Below are 24,853 nucleotides of genomic sequence, written 5' to 3'. Positions count from 1 at the left end.
CAATCCTCTTTGCTGGGGCACAGATCCTGAACAATTCCCTTCCTGACCAATTCCCCGTGGGGGTCAAAACCCCTGCCATCTTGACAAGCGCCCCCGCCGGGTTTCCACTCAGCAATCAGATCGGGACGAGAACGATCAAATAAACAAGAAGAATGAGAAAAAGGGACTGATGATCATGGGACCATCCAAACGCACGATTGCCCGACATTTTTTGCTGGGGGCCAGCCTTTTTGCCCTTGCTGCCTGCGAACCCGCCAATGAGCAAAGCGCCTCCCCCACGGTGGAGGATGCCATTGCCTTTGTGGAGCGCGCCGAAGCCACCGTGACACGCGAATCCGAAGCCGCTGCCCGCACCGCCTGGGTGAATGCCAATTTCATCACCTTCGATACCAATTGGCTGAGCGCCAAAAGCTCCGAGAAGATGACCACGCTGGGCGTTGAACTGGCGCAGGAAGCTAGCCTTTATCGCGACCTTGATCTGCCTGCCGATATCGCCCGCAAGATCGAGCTGTTGCGCCTTGGCCTCACCCTCCCCGCGCCCCAGGGCGATGCTAAGGCCACCGCTGAACTGGCCGAAATCACCACCAATCTCGAAGCATCATATGGCACCGGCACCTATTGCCCCGAGGGCGGCGATAGCACGCTGGCCGCCTATGCCCGCAAGGATGGCTGTTTGAGCCTCACCGAATTGGAAGCGGTGATCGGCTCGTCTCAGGACCCCGACGAATTGCTGGAAGCCTGGGAAGGCTGGCGCACCGTTGCCGTGCCGATGAAAGACCAATATGCCCGCATGGTCGAGATCGCCAATGAAGGGGCGCGCGATCTGGGATTCGCCGATATCGGCACCATGTGGCGGTCGAAATATGATATGCCCGCCGATGATTTTGCAAAGGATGTGGATCGCCTGTGGGGCGAGGTGAAGCCGCTTTATGATGGCCTGCAATGCCATGTGCGCGCCAAGCTCAATGAAAAATATGGCGATGATCTGGTGCCGCTCGATCAGCCCATTCCGGCGCATCTGCTGGGCAATATGTGGGCGCAAAGCTGGGGCAATGTTTATGATAGGGTCGCCCCCGAAGGCACCGCCCCGGCCTTTGATCTCACCGCTCTTTTGAAGGAAAAAAACTATAGCGAACTGGATATGGTGAAAACCGCCGAGGGCTTTTTCACCTCCGTGGGCTTTGACCCCCTGCCCAAAAGTTTTTACGAGCGGTCGCTGTTTTTAAAGCCCGAAGATCGCAATGTGGTGTGCCATGCCTCGGCGTGGAACCTGAATGATATCGACGATATCCGCATCAAGATGTGCACCAAGGTGGATGCTGAGGATTTCCAGACCATCCATCATGAAATCGGCCATAATATCTATCAGCGCGCTTATGCGGTGCAGGATCCGATGTTCCGCGATGATCCCAATGATGGCTTTCATGAAGCCATTGGCGACATGATCGCGCTTTCCATCACCCCCGAATATCTTCAGCAGATCGGCTTGTTGGAAACCCTGCCCTCGGCCGAGGCCGATCTTGGGCTTTTGCTGCGCCAGGCCCTTGATAAAGTGGCATTTCTGCCGTTTGGCCTGATGGTTGATAAATGGCGCTGGCAGGTCTTTTCAGGGGAATTAACCCCTGAAACCTATAATGAAGGCTGGTGGGCCTTGCGGGAAGCCTATCAAGGGGTGCGCGCCCCGGATGAGCGCCCCGGCGATGCCTTTGATCCCGGTGCCAAATTCCACATTCCGGGCAATACGCCTTATATGCGCTATTTCCTGTCGCATATTTTCCAGTTCCAGTTCCAACGCGCGGCGTGCGAACTGGCCGGATGGGAAGGCCCGCTCCATCGCTGTTCGATCTATGGCAATAAGGACGTGGGGGAAAAATTCAACGCCATGCTGGAAATGGGCGCATCCAAAAGCTGGCAGGAAGCCCTGGCCGCCTTCACCGGCACATCAAAGGCCGATGCCACCGCCATTCTGGCTTATTTCGCGCCCTTGAAAACATGGCTCGATGAACAGAACAAGGATCGCGCCTGCGGCTGGTGAGCGGCATCTTATCGACGAAGGGGGGGGCTCAGGCCCTCCCTTCGTCTCGGCATGATAGGGCGCTGTTTATAGCGGCCTGTTTGATGGCTGATGGCGGATGGGTTGAGCGATATGACAGTCTTTGATGCGCTTGGTTTTCATTGGGATAGAGCGGCGCTGCCAAGAACCGTTCCGTCGTATGCGATGGAGCGCGTGTGCTTTCATTTTCATAAGATGCTCCCTGAATATATATGGGATGCCGCGATGCTTGAGGGGAACCCCTTCACCTTTGTCGAGGTGCAAACCCTGTTGGATGGCGTGACCATTGGCGGGCGCAAGATTTCCGATCAGGAGCAGGTCCTCAATCTGGCGGACAGCGCAAAACGGCTGCTGGCCATGATCAAAAACGGCGAATTCACGCTGTCAAAGCCGGTCTTCACCGAATTGAACGGCATCATCGCCCGCAAGGAAGCCCTTGAATGGGGTGTTTTTCGCGGCGAAGGCCAAGAGACGACCTATTCCCCGCAGGTTAGCCTCGGTGAATATGGGCGCTACGCCCCTTTACCAACCCGCCCCGGTGCGCCGGACCTGAACCGGGTTTTTCAAACAGGCGTTGCTGCCTTGCAGGAATGTAGCCCCTTCGAGCGCGCCATCGCCTTCTTTCTTTTTGGTGCCTTGCAACAGTTCTTTTTCGACGGCAACAAGCGTACATCGCGCTTCATGATGAACGGCGTTCTGATGTCGCATGGGATTGATGCGATCAGTGTGCCCGCCTCTAAGGCGCAGGAATTCAACGAAAAGATGGTGCGTTTTTATCTCTCGAAAGATGCCAGCGAAATGATGGCTTTCATCACCGCTTGCCACCCGGCAGCAGAGGCAATTCTGTCATCTCCCAAAAAATGATCCTGCACGGATGAGCGGCTTGCAGCTTAGCCGGGAACAGGCACGGCCTGCGAAAGACGGGGGCCGATGCGCACCGGCTCAATGCGGGTGGCAAGGCCTTCGGCATTGCTTTCAACCATGATGCCGCACAGAGTCGGCTCGCCCAAAGCCGGGCTGAAGCGCCCGCCGGGGATGTGTTTGGTAAAGCGGCGCAGGGGCTCGTCCTTGTCCATGCCGATCACCGAATCATAATCGCCGCACATGCCGGCATCGGTTTGATAGGCGGTGCCTTTGGGCAGGATCTGGGCATCGGCGGTGGGCACATGGCTATGGGTGCCCACAACACAGCTTGCCCGGCCATCGGCGAAATGCCCCATCGCCATTTTCTCGCTGGTGGCCTCGCCATGAAAATCGATGAGGCTGAAGGCAAGCTGGCTTGAAAGCGCATGGCGCTTGAGAATTTTATCGGCAATGGCAAAGGGATCATCGAGGGGATTCATGAACACCCGCCCCATCAGATTGATCACCAGAACCTTTTTGCCGCGCGGCGCATCATAAACGCCAAAGCCCCGCCCCGGCGCGCTATCGGGATAATTGGCGGGGCGCAAAAGCCTTGGCTCGCGGTCGATATCCGCCATGATCTCTTTTTGATCATAGGCATGATTGCCGGTGGTGATCACATCCACCCCCGCCGCCAGCATCTCGGCGGCAATGGCCCCGGTAATGCCGAAACCGCCCGCCGCATTTTCGCCATTCACAATGACAAAATCGAGCCGCCAATCTTTCCGCCATTGGGGCAGCATCTCGATCAGCTTTTGCCGCGCCGGTCGGCCCAGAATATCGCCCAGAAAAAGAACGCGCATGAAAATCCTTGTCGTGTCAGAAGTTGATATCTTTTAAGGTCGCGGCCAGCGGCTCGGGCCAGAGCAGCCCCTCATCCGTTGCAATCAGATCAAGGGACCTGTCATGCGCTTCATGGGGCAGGGATAAAAGCTCTTGCCCCCTGAAGGCAAGACCAATGGATAAAAGCGGGCCGCGCGCAGACAGCGCCGCCAATGTGCGATCATAATAACCGCCACCATAGCCCAAACGATGGCCATGGCGATCAAAAGCCAAAAGCGGCACCAAAAGCACCACAGGATCGATGCACGCGGCTGTGGGCGCAGGCTCCATGATCCCATAAGCCCCCGGCTGCAGGGGATCACCCGGCTGCCAGCGGTGAAAATGCAAGGGCCGGGCCGCCCCCCACACACGCGGCAAACACAAAGCCATGCCCGCCCGATGCAGCCCATCCAGCACCGGCGCGGGATCGATTTCATCGGCCAGCGCCCGATAGCCCGCGATCGGCCCCGTCAAACCCCGATCCGCCATCAGGGCCGGCAAATGCGGCAGCAGATGACGCGCCAGCCGCTCGCTTGCACCCGGGTCCGCTTCGATCAGCTTTAGGCGCTGCTGCCGGGCGATGCTGCGCAAGGCATCCTTGGTCAAGCCTGTGTCTTTCCTGTCTGGGCTGTCTCTTTCAAAGCTGCGGCAAGGTTGGCGGGCCCACCATGGCCGTGGGTCTTGTCGATCCTCTGGCGCCAGTTGCACCAGGTGGGTGCCGTAATAACCGGACCAGGGCCCGATCAGGGACAGCTCCCATTCGGAAGATTATCGCCCCAGGGATTCACAGTGCCGCACGCACCGGGCAGAACCCGCCAGCCCCTTATTTAAGCGCTTTGCAGCCGTTCAACAATCCCTTCGATCTCCAGGGCGGCATCATCGAGCAATTTTGCCGCCGCCCAGTCGCGTTCCTGGCCCGGCCCCTGTTCGCGCAGATCGCGCAATTCATCGGCCAAAAGAAGGGACACCATCAAAAGCAGGCGCGCTTCCCCCACCTGCCCCAGCTTTTGCGACAGATCCCGCGCTTTTTCATCCACCTGCCGGGTCAGATCGCGCAGGCGTTCCTCCTCACCATCGCGGCAGGCAAGGGTATAATTCTGGCTATTCACGCTGACACTGATCTGGCCCATCAGGCGGCACTCCGCATCAGCCGTTCAACCGTGGCGATGGTTTCATCGAGCTTACGGCTCATCTGCTGACGCTGCTGATGCAGGCTTTCGACCTCATCATGCAGTTGCGCGATGATCTGATCTTTTTCGCTGTCTTTCCGGGCATCACTGCGAAGTTCGGCCAATTGCCGCGACAGGTTCTGATTTTGAGCCTGCTGATCGGCCAAAGCCGTTTCAAGGCGCTTGATTGCCGTTTTCAAACGCCGGGTGGCTTTATCAAGGGCACCGCTTCCTGTCTCCATCGTCATCCATCTGTCTCCGTTCATGCGCTCGGCCCCTCCGGTCGCCACCGATCTTTCGGGGTCCATCGCCAACCCGGCCACTTTATGATCTCGATAAAGCCCCGGTCAATGAGGGCAAAACAGGGAAAGCGGTTGACCTTGATCGGCCCTCGCAGCATTGTTGCGCCAAAATTCCCCAAGAAGCGATGAAAACAGGCATCTGCCGGGCATCGCTCTCGTCAAAAGGCCTGCACATGTCTGATCAAGATGTCGATACCCTCTCGCCTGAAATCCTTGCCAATGCCATCCGCGCCTTATCGATGGATGCGGTGGAAAAAGCCAATTCCGGCCATCCCGGAATGCCCATGGGCATGGCCGATGTGGCCACGGTTTTATTCAGCAAATTTTTGCGTTTCGATCCCCAAAAGCCGGAATGGCCCGATCGCGACCGATTCGTTTTATCCGCCGGTCATGGCTCGATGCTGCTGTATTCGCTTTTGCATCTCACCGGCTATGATCGGCCAACCCTTGATGATCTGAAAAATTTCCGCCAGCTTCATTCCCCCACCGCCGGGCATCCCGAATATGGCGAACTGCCCGGGATCGAGACCACCACCGGCCCACTGGGTCAGGGGCTGGCCACCGCCGTGGGCATGGCTTTGGCCGAACGCATGGAAGCCGCCCGCTATCCCGGGCTGTGCGATCATCATACCTATGTGATTGCTGGCGATGGCTGCCTGATGGAAGGGGTGAGCCATGAAGCGGCATCGCTTGCCGGGCATCTGCGGCTTTCACGGCTGATCGTTTTATATGATGACAATGGCATTTCCATCGATGGCCCCACATCACTGTCTTTCAGCGACGACAGCCGCGCCCGTTTTGAGGCCTATGGCTGGCATGTCTCAGGCGTTGATGGCCATGATGCGGAAGCGGTGGAAGCCGCCATTGCCGAAGCTTTGGCCGATGATCGCCCCTCGCTCATTGCCTGCCGCACCACCATCGGCTTTGGCTCGCCCAATAAATCGGGCAAGGCATCAAGCCATGGCTCGCCTTTGGGGGCCGATGAAATCGCTTTGAGCCGCGCCCAATTGGGTTGGGAGCACCCGGCCTTTGATATCCCCGCCGATATTCGCGCTGAATGGCTGCGCATCGGCAGCCGCTCCAAAGCTTTGGCCGAGGCATGGTATCAGCGTTTCGATGCCCTGCCCGCCGATCAGCGGGCCGAGATGGAACGGCGGCTGTGCGGCGCTCTGCCCGCCGGATTTGACAAGGCGGTGGAGGATTATATCGACAGCCTGATCAAAAAACCGGTGAAGGTGGCTACCCGCAAGGCATCGGAAATGATGCTTGAGGTCATCAATGAAGCGGTGCCCGATCTGATCGGCGGTTCGGCGGATTTAAGCGGGTCCAACAATACCAAAACCAAGGGCTTGGCCATCATCAATGGGGATGATTTTGCGGGCCGCTATATCCATTATGGGGTGCGCGAATTCGGCATGGCCGCAGCGATGAACGGCATCGCGCTTCATGGCGGCTTCATCCCCTATGGCGGCACCTTTCTGGTGTTTACCGATTATTGCCGCCCGGCCATTCGGCTTTCTTCCCTGATGAAACTGCGGGTGATCTATGTGATGACCCATGATTCGATCGGTTTGGGCGAAGATGGCCCCACCCATCAGCCGGTGGAGCATCTGGCCAGCCTGCGCGCCATGCCCAATCTGCATGTGTTTCGCCCTGCCGATGTGGTGGAAACCGCAGAATGTTGGGATGCCGCCCTCAAATCCGGCGAAACACCCTCTGTTTTATCCCTCACCCGTCAGGGTCTGCCACAGCTTCGGCTGGAAAAAAGCGATGAAAATTTAAGCGCCCGGGGCGGCTATATCCTGCGCGAGGCCAAAGGCGGCACCCCGCGCGCCATTTTGATCGCCACCGGCTCTGAGGTCAGCCTTGCTATCGAGGCGCAGGAACGGCTGGAAGCCAAAAACATCCCCACCCGCGTGGTTTCCATGCCCTGCACATCGCTGTTCGATGCCCAGCCCGAAGCTTATCGCGCCGCTGTTTTGGGCGATGAACTGCCCGATGTGATCCGGCTGGCCGTGGAAGCCGCCAGCACCTATGGCTGGGAACGCTATGTGGGCCGCGATGGGGTGATCATCGGCATGACCGGCTTCGGCGCCTCGGCTCCGGCATCGGATCTGTTCACATATTTTGGAATTACGACCGAAGCGGTTGTTGAAGCCATCACTTCCCGGCTATAGAACGACATAATCTGCCAATCGAGACATAATTGAGGACATATCATGAGCATTCGTTTCGCCATCAATGGCTTTGGCCGCATTGGTCGTCTGGTTCTGCGGGCAATTGAAGAAACCCATCGCGACGATATCGAGGTCGTGGCCATCAATGATCTGGGCGATGCAGAGATGAATGCCTATCTGCTCCGCCGCGATAGCGTGCATGGCAATTTCCCCGGCAAGGTGACCGGCGGTGATGGCGTGATGACCGTCAATGGGCGCGAGATCAAGGTGTTCGCCAATCCCGATCCGGCCAAGCTGCCCTGGGGCGATCTGGGGGTGGATGTCGTTTTGGAATGCACCGGGCGCTTTACCAGCGGCGAACAGGCGCAGGCGCATCTGGATGGCGGCGCGAAAAAAGTGCTGATTTCGGCGCCTGCCACCAATGTTCCGCTGACCGTGGTTTTTGGCGTTAATGACGACAAGCTGACGGCTGCGCATACAATCGTCTCCAATGCCTCCTGCACCACCAATTGCCTTGCCCCCATCGCCAAGGTTCTGCACGATAATCTGGTGATCGAACGCGGCTATATGACCACGGTTCATGCCTATACCGCTGATCAGCGCCTGCAGGATAGCCTGCACAAGGACCCCCGCCGGGCCCGGGCTGCGGCTTTGTCGATGATCCCCACCAGCACCGGAGCGGCCCGCGCTGTTGGCCTTGTGCTGCCCGAACTGGCTGGCAAGCTCGATGGCTCGGCGGTGCGGGTGCCCACGCCCAATGTGTCGATGGTCGATCTGAAGGTGAATGTCAGCAAGGCCACCAGCGCCGATGCGGTGAATGCCCTGATGCGCGCTGCCGCCGAAGGGCCGATGAAAGGCATTCTGGATATTGTCGAAGATCCCGCCGTTTCCATCGATTTCAATCATTGCCCGGCCAGCTCCAGCCTCGATCCCACGGGAACGCAGGTGATCGATGGCACCTTTGTGCGGGTGATGGCATGGTATGACAATGAATGGGGTTTCTCGAACCGCATGGTGGATACAGCGCGCAAAATGGCCCAATTGGGCTGAGTTCGCCGAGCCACCCCACCACCCTGCCATCTATTAAAAGAGAGCTTTCATGACAGCCTATAAGCGCATTGCCGATCTGGGCGATCTTTCCGGCAAAACCGCACTGGTGCGTGCCGATTTGAATGTTCCCATTCAGGATGGCCGGGTGGCTGATGATACCCGCATCAAAGCGGCGGTAGCGACGGTGAAGGCCCTGCGCCAAAAAGGGGCGCAGGTGGCCCTGTTGTCGCATTTCGGGCGGCCCAAGGGGGCGGTGGTGCCCGATATGAGCCTGGAGCCGCTTCTGCCCGCCTTGGAAGCGGCTTTTGGCGAGCCTGTGGGCTTTGCCGCCGATTGCATCGGGCCGCTTGCGGCCGAAGCGCTGAAGGGCGATGCGGGTATTGTTTTGCTTCAAAACCTGCGCTTTCATAAAGGCGAAGAGGCGAATGACCCGGCCTTTGCCGGGGCCCTTGCCGCCTTGGGCGATCTTTATGTCAATGATGCCTTTTCGGCTGCTCATCGCGCCCATGCCTCTACCGAGGGGCTGGCCCATCTGCTGCCTCATTACGCAGGCGAAACAATGGCGATGGAGCTGGATGCTTTGCAAAAGGCGCTGGGCAATCCCACGCGCCCGGTGGCGGCCATCGTCGGCGGGGCCAAGGTCTCATCCAAGCTTGATGTGCTGACCCATCTGGTGGAAAAGGTCGATCATCTGATCATCGGCGGCGGCATGGCCAACAGCTTTCTGTTTGCTCAGGGCCATGCCATCGGTACCTCGCTGGCGGAACGCGATCTGGCCGATACCGCCCGCGCCATTCTGGAGCGGGCCAAGACTGCGGGCTGCACCATTCATCTGCCCATCGATGCGATGGCGGCCAAGGCTTTTGCCGAAAATGCCCCGCATCGCATTGCCGCCATCACCGATATTGCCGATGATGAGATGATCCTCGATGCCGGCCCCGCCACGGTGGAGGCCTTAAAACACGTGCTGCAACAGGCGAAAACACTGGTGTGGAATGGGCCGATGGGGGCGTTTGAGCTCAAACCCTTCGATCAGGCAACCATGGCGCTGGCCCATGAAGCCGGGCGGCTGACGAAAGCGGGGGATCTGCTCAGCGTTGCCGGGGGTGGGGATACCGTTTCCGCCATCAATCTGGCCGGGGTGGGCGATCAACTGACCCATATCTCCACGGCGGGCGGTGCTTTTCTGGAATGGATGGAGGGCAAAACACTCCCCGGGGTGGCGGCGCTCGAACGCTGAACGCTTTTTCCGCGCACGCTCTCTATAGTGGGCAATTGCTCCTTTATGAACAGTGGTGTAAAGACGAACAAAATTTTGCTCTTTCACACTGGGGAAATGTTCAATGAGGCTGTCGCGCACCGTCCAATCCATCCTGTCTCACTATGAATCCGATACGCCGGGCAGCAAGGCCAATCTGGCCCGAATCCTGATGACCGGCAAGCTGGCAGGCACCGGTAAAATGGTCATTCTGCCGGTCGATCAGGGCTTTGAACATGGCCCGGCACGATCCTTTGCGGTCAATCCCGATGCTTATGATCCCAATTATCACCTGCAATTGGCCATTGATGCCGGGCTGAATGCCTATACCACCACTTTAGGCATGATGGAGGCGGTTGCGGATCGGGCGGCGGGGCGCATTCCCCTTATTTTAAAGCTCAATAGTTCCAATAGCTGGGCGCCGGAAAAAGACAGCACCATTCATGGCGGCATTGATGATGCCCTGCGGCTGGGCTGTGGAGCCATTGGCTTTACGGTTTATCCCGGATCGCCCTTTTTCAATGAAATGGCCGAAGAATTTCGCGAACTGGCCGCAGAAGCCAAAGCCCTGGGGCTGGCGGTGATTTTATGGAGCTATCCGCGCGGCGGGGCTTTATCGAAAGAAGGGGAAACCGCCCTTGATGTTGGGGCCTATGCCGCCCATCTGGCGGCCTCATTGGGGGCGCATATCATCAAGGTGAAGCTGCCCAGCGATCATCTGGAACAGCCCGAAGCCGCCAAGGTTTATCAGACAACCGGCATCGATCGCTCAAGCCAGGCTGCACGGGTGCGCCATATCATGCAGGCGGCCTATAATGGCACCCGGCTGGTGGTTTTTTCCGGCGGCAATAAAAAAGGGGCCGATAGCCTTTATGATGATGCCCGCGCCATTCGCGATGGCGGCGGCCATGGCTCGATCATCGGGCGCAACAGTTTCCAGCGTCCGCGCGATGAAGCCTTGGCGATGTTGTCTCAGATCGTCGATATCTATAAGGGAAAGGCCTGATCGAAAAGGGCCGAAAGGACTAAAATGACCCAATCCCCCGGGCGTGATCGCCCGCGCATCTATCTGATCACCCCCGATCATCTGGAGCCTGATGCGGCGGCCCAAAAGCTTGAAGCCGCTTTTTCCGGCGGCGATATTGCCTGCGTGCAATTGCGCCTCAAGGGGGCCGATGATGAAACGGTGCTGGCGGCCGCGCGGCGGCTGATGCCCATCGCCCATGCCCATGATGCCGCTTTCCTGATCAATGATCGCGCCGATCTGGCCAAAGCCTGCGATGCCGATGGGGTGCATCTGGGGCAAAAGGATGGCGATATTGCCTCCGCCCGTAATCTTTTGGGCTTTAACAAGGATATTGGCGTGACCTGCCATAATTCGCGCCATCTGGCTTTCGATGCCGGGGATCAAGGCGCCGATTATGTGGCATTTGGGGCGTTTTTCCCCAGCGATACCAAAAAGATCGAGCATCAGGCCGAATTGGAAACGCTGGAGATCTGGTCCGAGATTTCCGAAATTCCCTGTGTGGCCATAGGCGGCATCACCGCCACGAATTGCGGGGATCTGGTTCGGGCCGGGGCGGATTTTCTGGCGATCTCGGGCTATGTGTGGGGGCATGCAGATGGCCCGGCGGCCGCCATCAGGGCACTGAATGCAGCCATCGATACGGCCTTTCAGCCGGCGTCTTAATGATCGGGTGAACGCCCACGCGTCCCTAAGGATTGAACGCACCGCCCGGCTCTGCTAGAAGGCCATCGATTTCTGCTGAAGGCCTTCTGGTAGGGCCTTCATGACGCAACCATTGTGATAAAGTGATACCAAACGATGAAGATCGATGGAAATGCCGTTCGACCCGGCAATGTGATTGAACATAAAGGCGGCCTGTGGCGCGCGGTGAAAATCCAGCACACCCAGCCCGGCAAGGGCGGGGCTTATCTGCAGGTGGAATTGAAAAACCTGCGCGATGGCTCGAAGCTGAATGAACGCTTCCGCTCGTCGGAAAAGGTTGAAAAGGTTCGCCTTGAACAGCGCGATTATCAGTTTTTGTTTAAGGATGGTGAGATGTTCACCTTCATGGATACCGAAAGCTATGAACAGATCGCCCTCACCCAGGCCGATGTGGGCGAGCAATCGGTGTTCCTGCGCGATGGTATGGATGTGCAGCTTGAAATGTATGATGGCGCGCCTTTGGGGGTGCATCTGCCCGAACAGGTGGAACTGACCGTGAGCGAAACCGAACCGGTGGTGAAGGGGCAAACCGCTTCTTCATCCTATAAGCCTGCGCGCATGGAAAATGGCGTGCGGGTGATGGTGCCGCCCTTCGTCAATGAAGGGGATCGCATCATCGTGGCCACCGAAGATTCCAGCTATGTAAAGCGGGCCGACTGATGGCCCGTCGATCCCCTCTGGTCAATGTGATGGCCGCCGCCGCCGAAAAAGCCGCGCGCAATCTGCGCCGCGATTTTGGCGAGGTCGAGCATTTGCAGGTCTCGCAAAAGGGCCCGGCGGATTTCGTCTCCGAAGCCGACCGCCGCGCCGAGCAGATCATTTACACCGAATTGAAAAAGGGCCGCCCGCGCTTTGGCTTTTTGATGGAAGAACGCGGCGAAGTGGAAGGCGAGCAGGGCGAAAGCCGCTGGATCGTCGATCCCCTTGACGGCACCACCAATTTTCTCCATGGCCTGCCCCATTGGGCCATCACCATCGCGGTGGAAGAACGCGGCGAGATTGTTTCGGGCATTGTTTATGATGTGTTGAAAGACGAGTTGTTCTGGGCCGATAAGGGCAATGGCGCATTCGTCAATGATCAGCGCTTGCGGGTTTCGGGGCGCAGCACTTTGGCGCAATCCCTGCTCGCCACCGGCATTCCCTTTATGGGGAAGCCCGATCATCCGGCTTTTCTGCGGCAATTGGCAGCCTTTACCCCCGAAGTGGCGGGCATCCGCCGCTTTGGCTCGGCATCTCTTGATCTCGCTTATGTTGCCGCCGGGCGCTATGAAGGCTTTTGGGAAAGCGATCTGCAAAAATGGGATATCGCCGCCGGGATTTTGCTGGTCCGCGAAGCCGGTGGCTTTGTCAGCGATTTCAAGGGCGGGGCGCAGATGCTGCACAATGGCACCATCATTGCGGCCAATACCCATCTGCATCTGCCCATGCTGAAAATTCTGCGCGGTGCAGGCCAATCGGCTGATCGCGACGACTGATGATCACGAAGGCGCGTCTTTTGTTGATCGGCCTTGTGCTTGGTTTCACCCCGTTTCCAGCACTGGCCCAACAAAAAGACGAGCCCGTGGGCTGGCCCTATCGCCCCAAAACCCCCGATCATGCGGTGCCCATGCCGGTGACCCCCGACGAGGCGAAAAAAGCGGCCCCAAAAAAAGCAACGACCCAGCCTGAAAGAGCAGACCCCGAGGCTCAAGCCGCCGATCCGGGGAGATCGTCCTCCCCCTCCTCCCGCGCCCCCTCCCCCGCACCCGCCAACGCCGGAGACATCGCCCCGCTGGAGCGTTTCCTGCTGCCCGTGCGCCCCCTTGATTTCCGCTTTGAAGAGGATCGCATCGCCCTCAATCGCAGCGAGGCGGATCAATTATCCCGGCTGGCCCAGCGCCTGCGCGCCGCCAATGATAAAATCCTCATCACCAGCCGCACCGGTTCCATATCACAAGATGATGATGACCGGGCGCAGGCTTTGGAGCGCGCTTTGGCCCGGGCTTTGGCCGTGCGGGCCTTTTTATTGCGCGAAGGAGTGGGGATCGACCGCATCACCTTGGAAGCGATCAGCGATCCGGCCCGCAACAAGGGTATGGCGCCCCAAGGTGCGCCCATCGACCAAGAGGCCCATGTCGCCATTCGCGTTGATGATCATCAGACTCCACCCCAACCCTGAAACTTTGGCCCTGAAACATTGGCCCTGAAACATTGGCCCTGAAACACTGGCCCTGAAACCGGACGGCAGTCTCTCCTGTTTCTCCGCCTGGTTGCTGATATTCCCCTGTTGTGGAACAATGCCGTGGGCCTTGCCGCCTGCCCCTTTTCAAGGGCATGATACCAGGGGCCGGTGAGAGGCTGTCAAAACGATTAAATGATCGCCTAAAGGGCACAGCACGGGATAAAGGGCTGCTATGAACGGACAAAAACGCTTTTTGAACCGCATGATCATCTTCATTCTGGCGGTGGCTGTGATGATTGCCCTTCTCGTGCGGCAATTGAGCGAAGCCTTTTTGGCCAATCCCCTGTTGAACGGCATCATTGGCGTGGTTTTGCTGATCGGCATTCTCTACAGCTTTCGGCAGGTGCTGATCTTAAAGCCCGAAGGGGATTGGCTCCGCGCCTATCGCCGGGGTGGCGGCCCCCTGCCCCAACGCAGCCCGCAATTGCTGGGGCCGCTGGCCGCAATGATCGGCGAACAGGCGGATGGCCGCCCGGTGCAGATGACCGCCCTTTCCATGCGCACCCTGCTCGATGGCGTGGCGGCACGGCTGGATGAAAGCCGCGAAATTTCCCGCTATCTCACCCGGCTTTTAATTTTTCTCGGCCTTTTGGGCACCTTCTGGGGCCTGTTGGCGGTTCTGGCCGCCATTGGCAATACGATTCAAAGCCTCAGTGTCGATACCACCGATCTCAATTTGATGTTTGATGCCCTAAAGCGCGGCCTGCAGGATCCCTTGAGCGGCATGGCCATCGCCTTTTCCTCATCCCTGTTCGGGCTGGCGGGATCGGTGATTTTGGGCTTTCTCGATTTACAGGCGGGGCAGGCCCAGAACCGCTTTTACAATGATCTGGAAGATTGGCTTTCCACCGTGGCCCGCATTTCACGCGGGGGGCTGCAAAGCGGCCCCAGCACGGATGAGGATGAAGCCGGGCCATCGGCGGGCTCTTATCTCAGCGCCCTTTTGGAACAAACCGCCGACAGCATCGATCAATTGCGCCGCACCATGGAGCAATCGGAAACCGCCCGCAATGATGGCAATGCCGCCCTGATGCGCCTGTCCGAAGGGCTGGCGGCCCTGACCGATCAGATGCGCGCCGATCAGGCGATGACCAAGCGGCTGACCGATGCCCAAACCCAAACCCAACGCACCCTGGAGCGTTTGGCCGATCAATCCCTTGATCAGCCCGCGGGCCTTGACGATGCATCGAAAACCCATCTGCGCAATATCGATGTGGGCATCCGCCAGCTTTTGGAGGATCAATCCCGCAGCGGCAATAAAAGCGCCGAGCTTTTGCGCTCGGAAATCAAATTGCTGGCCCGCACCCTTGCCACCGCCTTGGACCGCAAGACGCCCACAAGCTCCTCTGGCCCCTCTGGCCGCAGCGAGGGGGGAGACAAGGCCCCATGAGCCTCAGCCACAGACGCCGCCGCCAGGAGGGGGGCGATGATATCTGGCCGGGCTTTGTGGATGCTTTATCCACCCTGCTGCTGGTTCTGGTGTTTTTATTATCGATCTTTGCCCTGGCGCAATTTTTCATGGGCGCGGCCCTTTCGGGGCGGGATGAAGCTTTGGCCCAACTGCGCGATCAAGTGGCGGAACTGGGCCAGCTTCTGGATCTGGAGCGCAGCACGAACCGCGATTTGCGCAATGATCTGAGCCAGCTTTCCGCCAGCCTGCAAAGCATCCGCAGCGAACGCGATGATCTTGATGATCAGCTTAGCGCTGCCCAATCCGCTTTGGAAAGCACCCGCAGCACGCTTGAAGCCGCCCAAAATGAAGCCGAAAGCCGGGGCGCCGATCTGGCTGATTTGAAAAATCGCTATGATGAGCGCACCACAGCGCTTCAGCAGGAAAAAGAACTGTCGGCCCAAGCCCGGCGGCAGGTGGCGGATTTAGAAGCCAGCCTGATCGCCTTAAAGCAGCAGCTTGCGCGCCTTGAAGCCGCCCTTGATGCCTCGGAAAAGCGGGATGAGCAGCAAAAAGCCACCATCGTTGATCTGGGGCGGCGGCTGAATGTGGCGCTGGCCTCGAAAGTTGAGGAATTGGCGGGCTATCGATCGGAATTTTTTGGCCGCCTGCGCGCGGTTTTGGGGCAAAGACAGGATATTCGCATCGAAGGGGATCGCTTCATTTTTCAATCGGAATTGCTGTTTGCTTCGGGCAGTGCGGCTTTGGGCTTTGAAGGGCGCACCCAGATGCGGCAGGTGGCCCAAACCCTTTTGGCTATTGGCCGTGATATTCCGGGCGATATCGATTGGATTTTACGGGTGGATGGCCATACCGACAAGGTGCCCATCCAAACCGCGCAATTCGCCAATAATTGGGAGCTTTCAGCAGCCCGGGCGATTTCCGTGGTGCAATTTTTGATCAGCGAAGGCGTGCCTCCCCAGCGCCTGGCGGCGGCGGGCTTTGGCGAATATCAGCCCATCGCAAGCGGCGACAGCACCGAAGACCTGCGCCGCAATCGCCGGATCGAAATGCGCTTTACCCAGCGTTGAGGTCAAGCTTCCGGTCTTGGGGCAACAAGGGGTCAGGCCCTGTTTCCTCCAGATCGAATTGCAGCTTTGCCAAACGGGCATAAAGGGGATTGCTCGCCAAAAGCTCGGCATGGGTGCCGCTGGCAATCAGCCTGCCTTCATCCATCACCAGAATGCGATCCGCCTTCAAAACCGTGGACAGGCGATGGGCGATGACAAGGCTGGTCCGGCCCTGCATCAGATATTCCAAAGCCCCCTGCACCGTGCGTTCGGCCTCGGCATCAAGGGCGCTGGTGGCCTCATCGAGCAGCAGGATGGGCGCATCGCGCAAAATGGCTCGGGCAATCGCCAGCCTTTGGCGCTGGCCGCCGGAAAGCCGCACCCCGCGTTCGCCCAGCCAGCTTTCATAGCCACCGGGCAAATCCTTGATAAAGCCATCGGCCATGGCGGCCATGGCGGCAGCCTCGACCGCCGCGTCATCGGCATCGATCCGGCCATAGCGGATATTTTCCCGCACCGTATCGGCAAAAATCACCGTATCTTGCGGCACGATGGCCAGATGCTGCCGCAATTCCACCGGATCGGTTTGGCTGATATCCACATCATCGAGCAGAACCCGCCCCGATTGGGGATCGAAAAACCGCATCAGTAATTGCAGGATGGTTGATTTCCCCGCCCCCGAAGGGCCGACCAATGCCACCGTTTGCCCCGGCTCCACCACAAAACTGATCTCTTGCAAGGCCGCAATGGCGGGCTTTGAAGGATAAAAGAAAGAGACATTTTCAAAAGCAAGGCGCCCCTTCAGGGGATGGGGCAAAGCGATGGGATTGTCTGGCACGATGATCGCCGACCGCGCTTCGAGCAATTCGCCCAAGCGGCCTGCGGCCCCTGCGGCGCGCTGCAAATCGCTATACACCTCGACCACGGCCCCGGCAGCTGCGGCGGCCATGATCGCATAGCCCACAAAGGCGGCCATTTCGCCGCCGGTCATGTGGCCGGCCACCACTTCATGCGCGCCTTGCCATAAAATAAAGGTGATGGCTGCGGAAATCAGAAAAATCACCACCCCCGCCAGAACCGACCGCGCCATGATTCGCCGCTGGGCCGTTTCATAGGCCCGCTCCACGGCATCGCGGAAGCGGTTTTTCTCTGCCCCTTCGCGGGTGAAGGCCTGCACCACCTGGATCGCGCCCAGGCTTTCGGTGGCCATGGTGGCCACATCGGCGATGCGATCCTGGCTTGATCGCGACAAAGCCCGCACCTTTCGCCCCAGATAGAGAATCGGCGCGATGATGAGGGGAATGGCCACCGTGATGATCGCCATCAGGCCGGGATTATAGATCACCATCATGCTCAACCCGCCAATAAACAGGGCGCTATTACGCAAAGCGATAGAGACCGAGGTGCTGACCACCTGCTGGATCACCCCGGCATCGGCGGTGAGTCGCGAAACGATTTCACTGGGGCGGTTTTCTTCAAAAAACGATGGATGCAAAGACACCACCCGGGCATGGGCGGCCCGGCGCAGATCCGCCACCACCCGTTCCCCCAAAAGGGTTACGAAATAGGCCCGCGCCGAGGCCGCCAGGGCCAAGATCACCACGATCCCGAATAAAATGGCGAAAGACCGATCAATCGCCGCCGGATCATCGGCATTGAACCCTTTATCGATCACCGGCTGCAAAGCCCCGATCACCGCCAGATTGGCCGCCGCCGCAATGGACAGGGATAACAAAGCCATGGCCGCCAGCTTTTTATAGCGCAGCACATAGCCCGCCACCAGCTTCAGCCGCGCCAAACCCGCCAATCCTTTCAACCGGCCATCCTCATTGGATTTGGGCCCATCGGATTTGAAACCGGGCAATTCAGCCTGTCCGTTTTGTTCATTTTGTTCTGGTGCGGCGGCGGTCATGAGTTGGTCGATCCGATCATCAGGGCTTTATTCCCTTTCCGGTTTCTGTAGATTGAGGCTATAGCAGCGCAGATGCGCGCAAACAATCTGCCTTATCGACGCTTTTGGGGTCAAATGTCGCTGCCACGGGTCTTGCAATCAGGGCTGGGGCAAGCTATAGACCGCGCTTCAGATTTTCGGAGAGGGCCATGCAAAAAGACATTCATCCTGATTACCACATGATCAAAGTGGTCATGACGGACGGTACCGAATTCATGACCCGCTCGACCTGGGGAGCCGAAGGCGATAGCCTGACGCTGGAAATCGATCCCACATCCCATCCGGCCTGGACCGGGGGCGCACAGCGCCTGATGGATAGGGGTGGCCAGGTTGCGCGGTTCCAAAAACGCTTCGGTGCCTTCAAGCTTAAGAAATAAGGCTTTTTTATCCGCTGTGGCTTTATGCAATCGGCAGCGGCCTGAAAAGCAATGAACCGATCAAACTGCGCTGGTGCTTTAAGCACTGGCGCTGTTTTGCGTGGGGCTTTTCTTTAAAAGGGCAAACTGATGACCGCAGGCGATGAGCGCCTTGGCGCGGACGGCATCGCCTGTGCGGCATGGGCTGCTTCATCCGAAAGCAGCATCTTTTGCAGGCGCAGCGCCCGGCGATAAAGGGCATCGCTCCGCCACCACAGGCCATCAAAAGGCTGGCACAGTAAAAACAACTGCATATCCGGTACCTGATCGGGATGAGCAAGGCACAGCGCGCGATCCCCCAATCGCCATTCCGGCGCTTTTGCCTGCTGGGCGCTGAGATCGCCCGCAGCCACCGCTTTGCGCCCCATCGCCCAGGCAATCACATGGAGGATCCGGGTGGAAATGCGCATGGTTTCCACGCAATAGACCTTTTCAGCATCAAGGGACCCATCGCCGGGCCCATTCTTTGGCCATCCCAAAGCCCGGCGATCTGATAGACAGGCGCGCATTTCATAAGCCAAAGCCATGGCATCAGAATAAAGGCCATCAACCCCATGTGTGAACGGGATGACATGATCCGGTGCGGTGGCTTTGGTTTCGCGCATCCTTTGGCCTTTATCTGTGCGGCGGATGGATCAGCCCGATCCGAGTATAGCAAGCTTTCGTCGATCTTCAAAATGCCCCCCGATTGATTGGCGAGGGGCTGCCCCCTTCTCAGCCATCTCAGCCTTTTCCAAACAAGGCATCGGCAGCGGCTTTGCTGGCAGCTTTGGCTGTATGAATCTTTTTCGCGCGGTCGATCTCGGCATCGAGGCGGGCGATGCGCTCGATCAATTCGGCAAGGGAATGGCGGTCGAGATCCTCGCGCTCCAGTGCATCAAGGGGGGCCATGGCGGGTTTGGCCGGCTCATCATGAAACATGCATCTCTCCTTGGTCCTGGCCATTGAGGGGATAATGGCAGGGAATGGTCTTCACGGATTGATTAAGCCACAATGACAGGTCACACTCATCATAAATCGAACAGGGGGACAGGCGATGAAGGCCATTGAAATATCGGAATTTGGCGGGCCGGATGTGCTGCGCTTATGCCAGCGCCCCGATCCTGCGCCCGGGCCGGGCGAAGTGCTGATCAAGGTGGTGGCCGCCGGGGTCAATCGCCCGGATGTGATACAAAGAGAAGGGCGCTATCCCCCACCCCCCGGCGCATCGGATATTCCCGGCCTTGAAATTTCCGGCACCATTGCGGCTTTGGGGGCCAATGTGAAGGGCTGGGCCATTGGCGACCGGGTCTGTGCTTTGGTCACCGGCGGGGGCTATGCGCAATATTGCGCGGCACCGGTTGAAACCCTGCTCCCCGCCCCCAAAAGCCTACCCCTGGCCCATGCCGCAGGCCTGCCGGAAACGGTGTTCACCGTCTGGTCGAATGTGTTTGAGCGCGGCGGTCTCGATCATGGGGAATGGCTTTTGGTGCATGGGGGATCATCGGGCATCGGCTCCACCGCCATCCAATTAGCAAAAGCCTTTGATGCCCATGTGATCACCACCGCCGGCAGCGATGAGAAATGCCGTTTTTGCCGCGATCTGGGGGCCAATGCGGCGATCAATTATCATGATGAGGATTTTGTGGCGGCAACCCTTGCCATCACGCACAAGCGCGGGGTGGATGTGGTGCTGGATATGGTGGGGGGGGATTATCTGCCGCGCAATCTCCAATGCCTTGCCGAGAATGGCCGCCATGTCACCATCGCTTTTTTAAAGGGCCCTGAAACCACCCTCAGCCTCGCCCCGATCATGCTGAAGCGGCTCACCCTCACCGGCTCGACCCTGCGGGCCCGGCCTTTGGCTTTCAAGGCGGCTTTAGCGCAATCGGTCGAAGAGCTGGTTTGGCCCCTGATCGAGGCAGGCCGCTTTCGCCCGATGATCGATAGCATCTTCCCGCTTGAAGAAGCCGCCCTTGCCCATCGGCTGATGGATAGCAGCCTGCATAAGGGAAAAATCCTTTTGCAGATTTCCGACGAATAAGAAGCATGGCCCAGGATGGGTTTGCCGAAATCCCTGACCGGAGATCGTGATGGACGACAAGAAAGCCCTGCTCGATAGCCTGTCGATCGATCGCAGCCAAAAGCAGGCACCCACTGCCCCGGCTTCAAAGCGGGGCCGCATGGGGGCGTTCCTCCTTTTGCTTTTTGGGCTGGCTTTGGGAGGGGCGGTGGCGTTTTGGGCTTTTGATTTTACCGCAAACCCTACTCAAAACCCGGCCCAAAGTTCATCGCCAAACGCATCTGAAGCCGATAGCCCATCCAGCGCTTCGCCTGTTTCAGCCCCTTCGCCCCAACAGCCGAAAGCCGCAAAGGGTGATGAAATTCTCAATGCATCGGGCTATATCACGGCGCGGCGCATCGCCACCATTTCAGCCGAAATTACCGGCCGGATCACCGATATTCTGGTGGAAGAAGGCATGGCCGTGAAAGAAGGACAATTGGTGGCCCGCCTTGATGATGCTTTGGCGCAGATCGATCTGTCTTTGGCAAAGGCACAGATGATTGCCGCCCGGGCCACTTTGGATGCCACCACGGCCAATCTTGCGGAAGCCAAGCGGGTTCTGGTGCGGGTTTCGCAATTGAGCGAGGCCATGTTCTCAAGCGAGGCCTCTTTTACGCAGGCCAAAGCAGCGGTGGAGGCCCTGACCGCCGATCTCGCCCGGGCCGAGGCCGATCTTGAAATCGCCCGCCTGCAGGCACAGCGCGCCGAAGAACGGGTGCGCGATCATCTGGTGCTGGCCCCCTTTGCCGGGGTGGTGATCGATAAAAATGCCCAGCCGGGCGAGATTATCGCCCCCGGCTCGGCGGGCGGCGGCTTTACCCGAACGGGGATCTGCACCATCGTTGATATGGATAGCCTTGAAATCGAGGTGGATGTGAATGAAAGCTTCATTGGCCTTGTCAGCCCCGGTCAGCCGGTAAAAGCCCGGCTTGATGCTTATCCCGATTGGGTGATCAAGGCCCGGGTGATCGCCATCATCCCCACCGCCAATCGGGATCGCGCCACGGTGCGGGTGCGAATCGGCCTTGGCGAGAAAGACCCGCGTATCCTGCCCGATATGGGGGTGAATGTTGCCTTTTTAAACACTGATCCGGCCCTGGAAAGATGAGCACAAGCATGACCACAAAGCCCCTGATCAATCTGCATGCCGTGAGCAAATCCTATGAAAAGGCAGGGCATGTCATCACCATTTTCGATCAGCTTGAGCTGAGCATCGCACGCGGCGATTTCGTTGCCATCATGGGGCCATCGGGTTCGGGAAAAACCACCCTGCTTAATCTTTTGGGCGGTGTGGATAGACCCGATAGCGGCGCGATCACCATCGATGAAACCCGCATCGATCAGTTGGGGGAAAGCGCCCTTTCCCGCTGGCGGGGGGCCCATATCGGCTTTATCTTTCAGTTTTATAATCTGATGCCCATGCTGAATGCCGCGCGCAATGTGGAATTGCCCTTGTTGCTGACCCATCTGAAGGGCCGGGCGCGCCGGGATCATGTGATGACCGCGCTGAAAATCGTGGGGCTGGAAGATCGCGCCAAACACAGCCCAAGGGAAATGTCGGGCGGGCAACAGCAAAGGGTGGCGATTGCCCGGGCCATCGTTTCCGACCCCGATTTTTTATTATGCGATGAGCCAACCGGCGATCTGGACCGCGAAACCGCCGATGAGATTTTATCCATGCTGCAAATGCTGAACCGGGATTTCGGCAAAACCATCATCATGGTCACCCATGATCCCGAAGCCGCCCGCTATGCCCGCCGTATCCTGCATCTGGACAAGGGCCGCTTCATCGAGGCCGAGGCGATGGGGGCGTCATGACCGTGGCCTTGGCATCCCTATCCCTGATCTGGGCCAATCTCAGCCGCAGCCGCCTGCGCTTTGCCCTGACCGCCTTTGCCATTTTCATTGCCTTTTTCCTGTTTGGCATTTTGCAAAGCTTCGAGCGCGGCCTGAATGCCGGGGCCGATCTGGCCGCCGCTGATCGCCTGATCATCTCTAACAGGATCAATTTCACCCAGCCTTTGCCCATTGCCTATGTCAATCGCATTGCTTCCATCGAGGGCGTGCGCCAGGTCAGCCATCAAAGCTGGATGGGGTCTTATTATCAGGAACCGCGCAATTTCATTTTCGGCTTTGCCATCGAACCCCAAAGCTATTTGCAGATTTATGCCGATGATATCGCCCTGCCGCCGGAACAGGCCGCCGCCTTCATCCAGAACCGGCGTGGGGCTTTGGTGGGTGAGGATGTCGCCAGGAATTATGGCTGGCAGATTGGCGATCTGATCCCCATTTCCAGCAATATCTGGCAACGTGCCGATGGCTCCAATGTTTGGGATCTGGTGATCGAAGGGATTTATCGCGCGGGCCGGGCCAATATCGCGGCCAATACCCTTTATCTGCATTATGATTATCTGAATGAAGCGCGCACCACCGCCCGCGATTTTACCGGCACCATCAGCTTTACCACCCTTGATCCGGCGCAAAATGATGCCATCGCCCAAGCCATCGACAGCCGCTTCCAAAATTCTGCCTATGCCACCGAAACCCGCACCGAAGAAGCCTTCAACCGCTCGTTCGTTGAACAGCTTGGCAATATCGGGCTGATCGTTTTATCGGTGAGCGGGGCGGCGATGTTCACCATCCTGATCATCACCGGCAATACCATGGCTTTATCGATTCGCGAGCGCACCGGGGAAATCGGCGTGATGAAGGTGCTGGGCTTTGATGCTCGCATGGTGTTCGCCCTCATTTTGGGGGAATCGCTGGCACTGGCCCTCATCGGGGGCCTTTTAGGGGTGGCGGCGGCCCAGATGATGGCCAGCTTCATCAGCAATGTGCCGGGCTTTCCCTTTCCTTTGGGATTTACATCCGGCATCTGGCTCTCGTCCTTCGGGCTGATGCTGGCATTGGGGTTGATCACCGGCCTTTTACCCGCGTTTTCCGCTTATCGTTTGAAACCCACCGCCGCTTTTGCCCGGGCTTGATGCATGATGATGAAGCAAATTTTCATGATGATCTGGATCGGGCTTTTAAGCCTGCCCCAAAGATTATGGCTCAGCCTTGCCACCGTCATCACCATTGCGGTTGTGGTGGCGGTTTTGCTGGCGTTTTTATCCATGTCGCAGGGCTTTCGCCAAACCCTTGGATCATCGGGTTCTGAAGATGTGGCGATCATTTTGCGCGGCGGTTCGGGGGCCGAGCTTAATTCCGTATTGAGCCGCGAACAGCTTGCCCTTATCGAAACCGCCCCGGGCCTTCTAGAGCGGGATGGCGCGTCTTTGGTTTCGGGCGAACTTTATGTGGTGGTGGATGGCACCAAGAAATCGAGCGGGACCAAAGCCAATCTGCCTTTGCGCGGGCTGGGACCTGCCGGGGTGGCTATCCGCGCGCCCGCCATCACAGCCGGGCGGATGTTTATCCCCGGGCGCAATGAACTGATCGTGGGCGAAGCTTTATTGCGCGAATTCAATGGCTTTGAACCGGGTTCGATGCTGCGCTTCGGGGCCACACAATGGACCGTGGTGGGGGTCTTTTCCACCGGCGGCGTTTTTGATTCGGAAATCTGGAGCGATCTGGGCGGCGTGCAAAACCAATTCAATCGCGGCAGTTCGGTGCAATCGGTGCGGGCAAAGCTGATCAACCCGCAAGCCATCGAAATCTTGCGCAGCTTTGCCGATCAGGATCCCCGGCTCACGGTCGATATCATCAGCGAACGCCGCTATTATGCCGAACAATCCGAACGCACATCCGATCTCATTCTGGTGCTGGGCTGGCCTTTATCCATTGCCATGTCGCTGGGGGCGCTGGCGGGCGCGCTCAATACCATTTATCTTTCAGTTTCCGCCCGCAGCCGCGACATTGCCACCGTTCGTGCCATTGGTTTTTCAGGCTTTTCCGCCTTTTGCGGCACGCTGGCAGAATCGCTTTTCCTCTCGGCTGTGGGGGGATTGCTCGGGGCCCTGGTGGCGCTGGTTTTTTTCGATGGGTTGAGCGCCTCCACCTTGGGGGGTAATTTCACCCAGGTGGTTTTCAATTTCAGCCTGAGCAGCGACCTTTTCATCCAAGGCCTTTGGCTTGCCCTGCTGATTGGCCTGATCGGCGGCTTTTTCCCGGCTATCCGGGCGGCGCGCTTGCCGGTGGCTCAGGCTTTTGGCAGCCGCTAGAGGCAGAATCGGGGCCATTTGCAAAAAATCTTCGGCATTTGAGGGGAAAGCGATGCGAAATCCTTGATTGATTGCGCAAGCTGCGCCAAAGTCATTTGATACCAATCGCCTTTTGCGTCGGGTCTTCTCTTTTGT

25 protein-coding genes and 1 other RNA gene are annotated in these 24,853 nt (G+C 58.3%); 18 read left to right on the top strand and 8 right to left on the bottom strand.

Translation table 11 applies throughout. The features are described 5' to 3' along the window. The first annotated feature begins 175 nt into the window (after positions 1–175). Together QK300_RS05880 and QK300_RS05875 are read left to right on the top strand one after the other, a co-directional pair. A complete protein-coding gene (locus QK300_RS05880) occupies positions 176–2,035 on the top strand; it encodes a M2 family metallopeptidase (RefSeq protein ID WP_281300660.1) in 1,860 nt (619 codons plus the stop codon). 111 nt (positions 2,036–2,146) lie between these two features. Further along, a complete protein-coding gene (locus tag QK300_RS05875) occupies positions 2,147–2,917 on the top strand; it encodes a cell filamentation protein Fic (RefSeq protein WP_348651836.1) in 771 nt (256 codons plus the stop codon). Between the two features lie 26 nt (positions 2,918–2,943). Here QK300_RS05875 and QK300_RS05870 read toward each other — a convergent pair whose 3' ends face one another. From QK300_RS05870 to QK300_RS05850, 5 genes are all read right to left on the bottom strand, one after another. Beyond that, the gene (locus QK300_RS05870) at positions 2,944–3,759 is read right to left on the bottom strand and encodes a TIGR00282 family metallophosphoesterase (RefSeq protein WP_281300662.1); all 816 of its coding nucleotides are present in this window, start codon (positions 3,757–3,759) and stop codon (positions 2,944–2,946) included. 16 nt (positions 3,760–3,775) lie between these two features. Further along, on the bottom strand, positions 3,776–4,384 hold the full coding sequence (locus QK300_RS05865) for a 5-formyltetrahydrofolate cyclo-ligase (RefSeq protein ID WP_281300663.1): 609 nt from the start codon (positions 4,382–4,384) through the stop codon (positions 3,776–3,778). A 50-nt stretch (positions 4,385–4,434) separates the two neighbouring features. Next, positions 4,435–4,593: non-coding RNA, 6S RNA (ssrS, locus tag QK300_RS05860), on the bottom strand. A gap of 12 nt (positions 4,594–4,605) precedes the next feature. Further along, positions 4,606–4,908 carry a cell division protein ZapA gene (locus tag QK300_RS05855; RefSeq protein WP_281300664.1) on the bottom strand — a complete coding sequence of 101 codons (303 nt, stop codon included), beginning with the start codon at positions 4,906–4,908 and terminating at the stop codon, positions 4,606–4,608. Then, positions 4,908–5,195, bottom strand: coding sequence for a hypothetical protein (locus QK300_RS05850; protein WP_281300665.1), 288 nt, complete (start codon positions 5,193–5,195; stop codon positions 4,908–4,910). The genes QK300_RS05855 and QK300_RS05850 overlap by 1 nt, the downstream gene beginning before the upstream one ends. 227 nt (positions 5,196–5,422) lie before the next feature. On the opposite strand from QK300_RS05850, the gene tkt reads away from it, so the two are divergent. The 10 genes from tkt (at position 5,423) to QK300_RS05800 (ending at position 16,165) form a co-directional block, all read left to right on the top strand. After that, a complete protein-coding gene (gene tkt, locus QK300_RS05845) occupies positions 5,423–7,426 on the top strand; it encodes a transketolase (protein WP_281300666.1) in 2,004 nt (667 codons plus the stop codon). 42 nt (positions 7,427–7,468) lie between these two features. Further along, on the top strand, positions 7,469–8,476 hold the full coding sequence (gap, locus tag QK300_RS05840; protein WP_281300667.1) for a type I glyceraldehyde-3-phosphate dehydrogenase: 1,008 nt from the start codon (positions 7,469–7,471) through the stop codon (positions 8,474–8,476). Between the two features lie 49 nt (positions 8,477–8,525). Next, on the top strand, positions 8,526–9,716 hold the full coding sequence (locus QK300_RS05835; RefSeq protein ID WP_281300668.1) for a phosphoglycerate kinase: 1,191 nt from the start codon (positions 8,526–8,528) through the stop codon (positions 9,714–9,716). 103 nt (positions 9,717–9,819) lie between these two features. Beyond that, complete coding sequence (locus tag QK300_RS05830; protein ID WP_281300669.1) at positions 9,820–10,740, top strand: class I fructose-bisphosphate aldolase; 921 nt, start codon at positions 9,820–9,822, stop codon at positions 10,738–10,740. 24 nt (positions 10,741–10,764) lie between these two features. Continuing rightward, positions 10,765–11,424: a thiamine phosphate synthase gene (gene thiE / locus QK300_RS05825; protein ID WP_281300670.1), complete on the top strand. Its 660-nt coding sequence runs from the start codon at positions 10,765–10,767 to the stop codon at positions 11,422–11,424. Positions 11,425–11,559: 135 nt separating this feature from the next. Beyond that, the gene (gene efp / locus QK300_RS05820; protein WP_281300671.1) at positions 11,560–12,123 is read left to right on the top strand and encodes an elongation factor P; all 564 of its coding nucleotides are present in this window, start codon (positions 11,560–11,562) and stop codon (positions 12,121–12,123) included. Further along, positions 12,123–12,938, top strand: coding sequence for an inositol monophosphatase family protein (locus QK300_RS05815; RefSeq protein ID WP_281300672.1), 816 nt, complete (start codon positions 12,123–12,125; stop codon positions 12,936–12,938). Before efp ends, QK300_RS05815 begins: the two co-directional genes overlap by 1 nt. Beyond that, positions 12,938–13,621 carry an OmpA family protein gene (locus QK300_RS05810; RefSeq protein WP_281300673.1) on the top strand — a complete coding sequence of 228 codons (684 nt, stop codon included), beginning with the start codon at positions 12,938–12,940 and terminating at the stop codon, positions 13,619–13,621. Before QK300_RS05815 ends, QK300_RS05810 begins: the two co-directional genes overlap by 1 nt. Before the next feature lie 235 nt (positions 13,622–13,856). Further along, on the top strand, positions 13,857–15,074 hold the full coding sequence (locus QK300_RS05805; RefSeq protein ID WP_281300674.1) for a MotA/TolQ/ExbB proton channel family protein: 1,218 nt from the start codon (positions 13,857–13,859) through the stop codon (positions 15,072–15,074). Continuing rightward, positions 15,071–16,165, top strand: a complete 1,095-nt coding sequence (locus QK300_RS05800; RefSeq protein ID WP_281300675.1) for a peptidoglycan -binding protein — start codon at positions 15,071–15,073, stop codon at positions 16,163–16,165. The genes QK300_RS05805 and QK300_RS05800 overlap by 4 nt, the downstream gene beginning before the upstream one ends. Here the strand turns inward: QK300_RS05800 and QK300_RS05795 are convergent. Next, positions 16,152–18,056, bottom strand: coding sequence for an ABC transporter transmembrane domain-containing protein (locus QK300_RS05795; protein WP_281300676.1), 1,905 nt, complete (start codon positions 18,054–18,056; stop codon positions 16,152–16,154). The genes QK300_RS05800 and QK300_RS05795 overlap by 14 nt on opposite strands. Positions 18,057–18,244: 188 nt before the next feature. On the opposite strand from QK300_RS05795, the gene rpmE reads away from it, so the two are divergent. After that, positions 18,245–18,472 carry a 50S ribosomal protein L31 gene (gene rpmE, locus QK300_RS05790; RefSeq protein WP_042085673.1) on the top strand — a complete coding sequence of 76 codons (228 nt, stop codon included), beginning with the start codon at positions 18,245–18,247 and terminating at the stop codon, positions 18,470–18,472. Positions 18,473–18,585: 113 nt separating this feature from the next. Here the strand turns inward: rpmE and QK300_RS05785 are convergent, their stop codons facing one another. Together QK300_RS05785 and QK300_RS05780 are read right to left on the bottom strand one after the other, a co-directional pair. Further along, positions 18,586–19,116 (bottom strand): DUF1465 family protein, encoded by a 531-nt coding sequence (locus tag QK300_RS05785; RefSeq protein ID WP_281300677.1) that lies wholly within the window; start codon positions 19,114–19,116, stop codon positions 18,586–18,588. Positions 19,117–19,234: 118 nt separating this feature from the next. Then, positions 19,235–19,432: a DUF1192 family protein gene (locus QK300_RS05780; RefSeq protein ID WP_281300678.1), complete on the bottom strand. Its 198-nt coding sequence runs from the start codon at positions 19,430–19,432 to the stop codon at positions 19,235–19,237. A 115-nt stretch (positions 19,433–19,547) separates the two neighbouring features. Here QK300_RS05780 and QK300_RS05775 point away from each other — a divergent pair, with 115 nt between their 5' ends. The 5 genes from QK300_RS05775 to QK300_RS05755 are packed head-to-tail and all read left to right on the top strand — an operon-like array spanning position 19,548 to position 24,718. Continuing rightward, positions 19,548–20,534, top strand: coding sequence for an NAD(P)H-quinone oxidoreductase (locus QK300_RS05775; RefSeq protein ID WP_281300679.1), 987 nt, complete (start codon positions 19,548–19,550; stop codon positions 20,532–20,534). A 49-nt stretch (positions 20,535–20,583) separates the two neighbouring features. Then, entirely contained in the window at positions 20,584–21,663 is a 1,080-nt protein-coding gene (locus tag QK300_RS05770; protein ID WP_281300680.1) for an efflux RND transporter periplasmic adaptor subunit, read from the top strand. 8 nt (positions 21,664–21,671) lie between these two features. Continuing rightward, positions 21,672–22,373 (top strand): ABC transporter ATP-binding protein, encoded by a 702-nt coding sequence (locus tag QK300_RS05765; protein ID WP_281300681.1) that lies wholly within the window; start codon positions 21,672–21,674, stop codon positions 22,371–22,373. Continuing rightward, the gene (locus QK300_RS05760; RefSeq protein WP_281300682.1) at positions 22,370–23,539 is read left to right on the top strand and encodes an ABC transporter permease; all 1,170 of its coding nucleotides are present in this window, start codon (positions 22,370–22,372) and stop codon (positions 23,537–23,539) included. Before QK300_RS05765 ends, QK300_RS05760 begins: the two co-directional genes overlap by 4 nt. Positions 23,540–23,542: 3 nt before the next feature. Then, entirely contained in the window at positions 23,543–24,718 is a 1,176-nt protein-coding gene (locus tag QK300_RS05755; RefSeq protein WP_281300683.1) for an ABC transporter permease, read from the top strand. The last annotated feature ends 135 nt before the right edge of the window (positions 24,719–24,853 follow it).

It is taken from the genome of Iodidimonas sp. MBR-22 (assembly GCF_029946565.1).
Lineage (GTDB): Bacteria > Pseudomonadota > Alphaproteobacteria > Sphingomonadales > Rhodothalassiaceae > Iodidimonas > Iodidimonas nitroreducens.
Note: the sequence above shows the minus strand (reverse complement) of the source record. Positions and strands in the feature narration are given on the sequence as shown.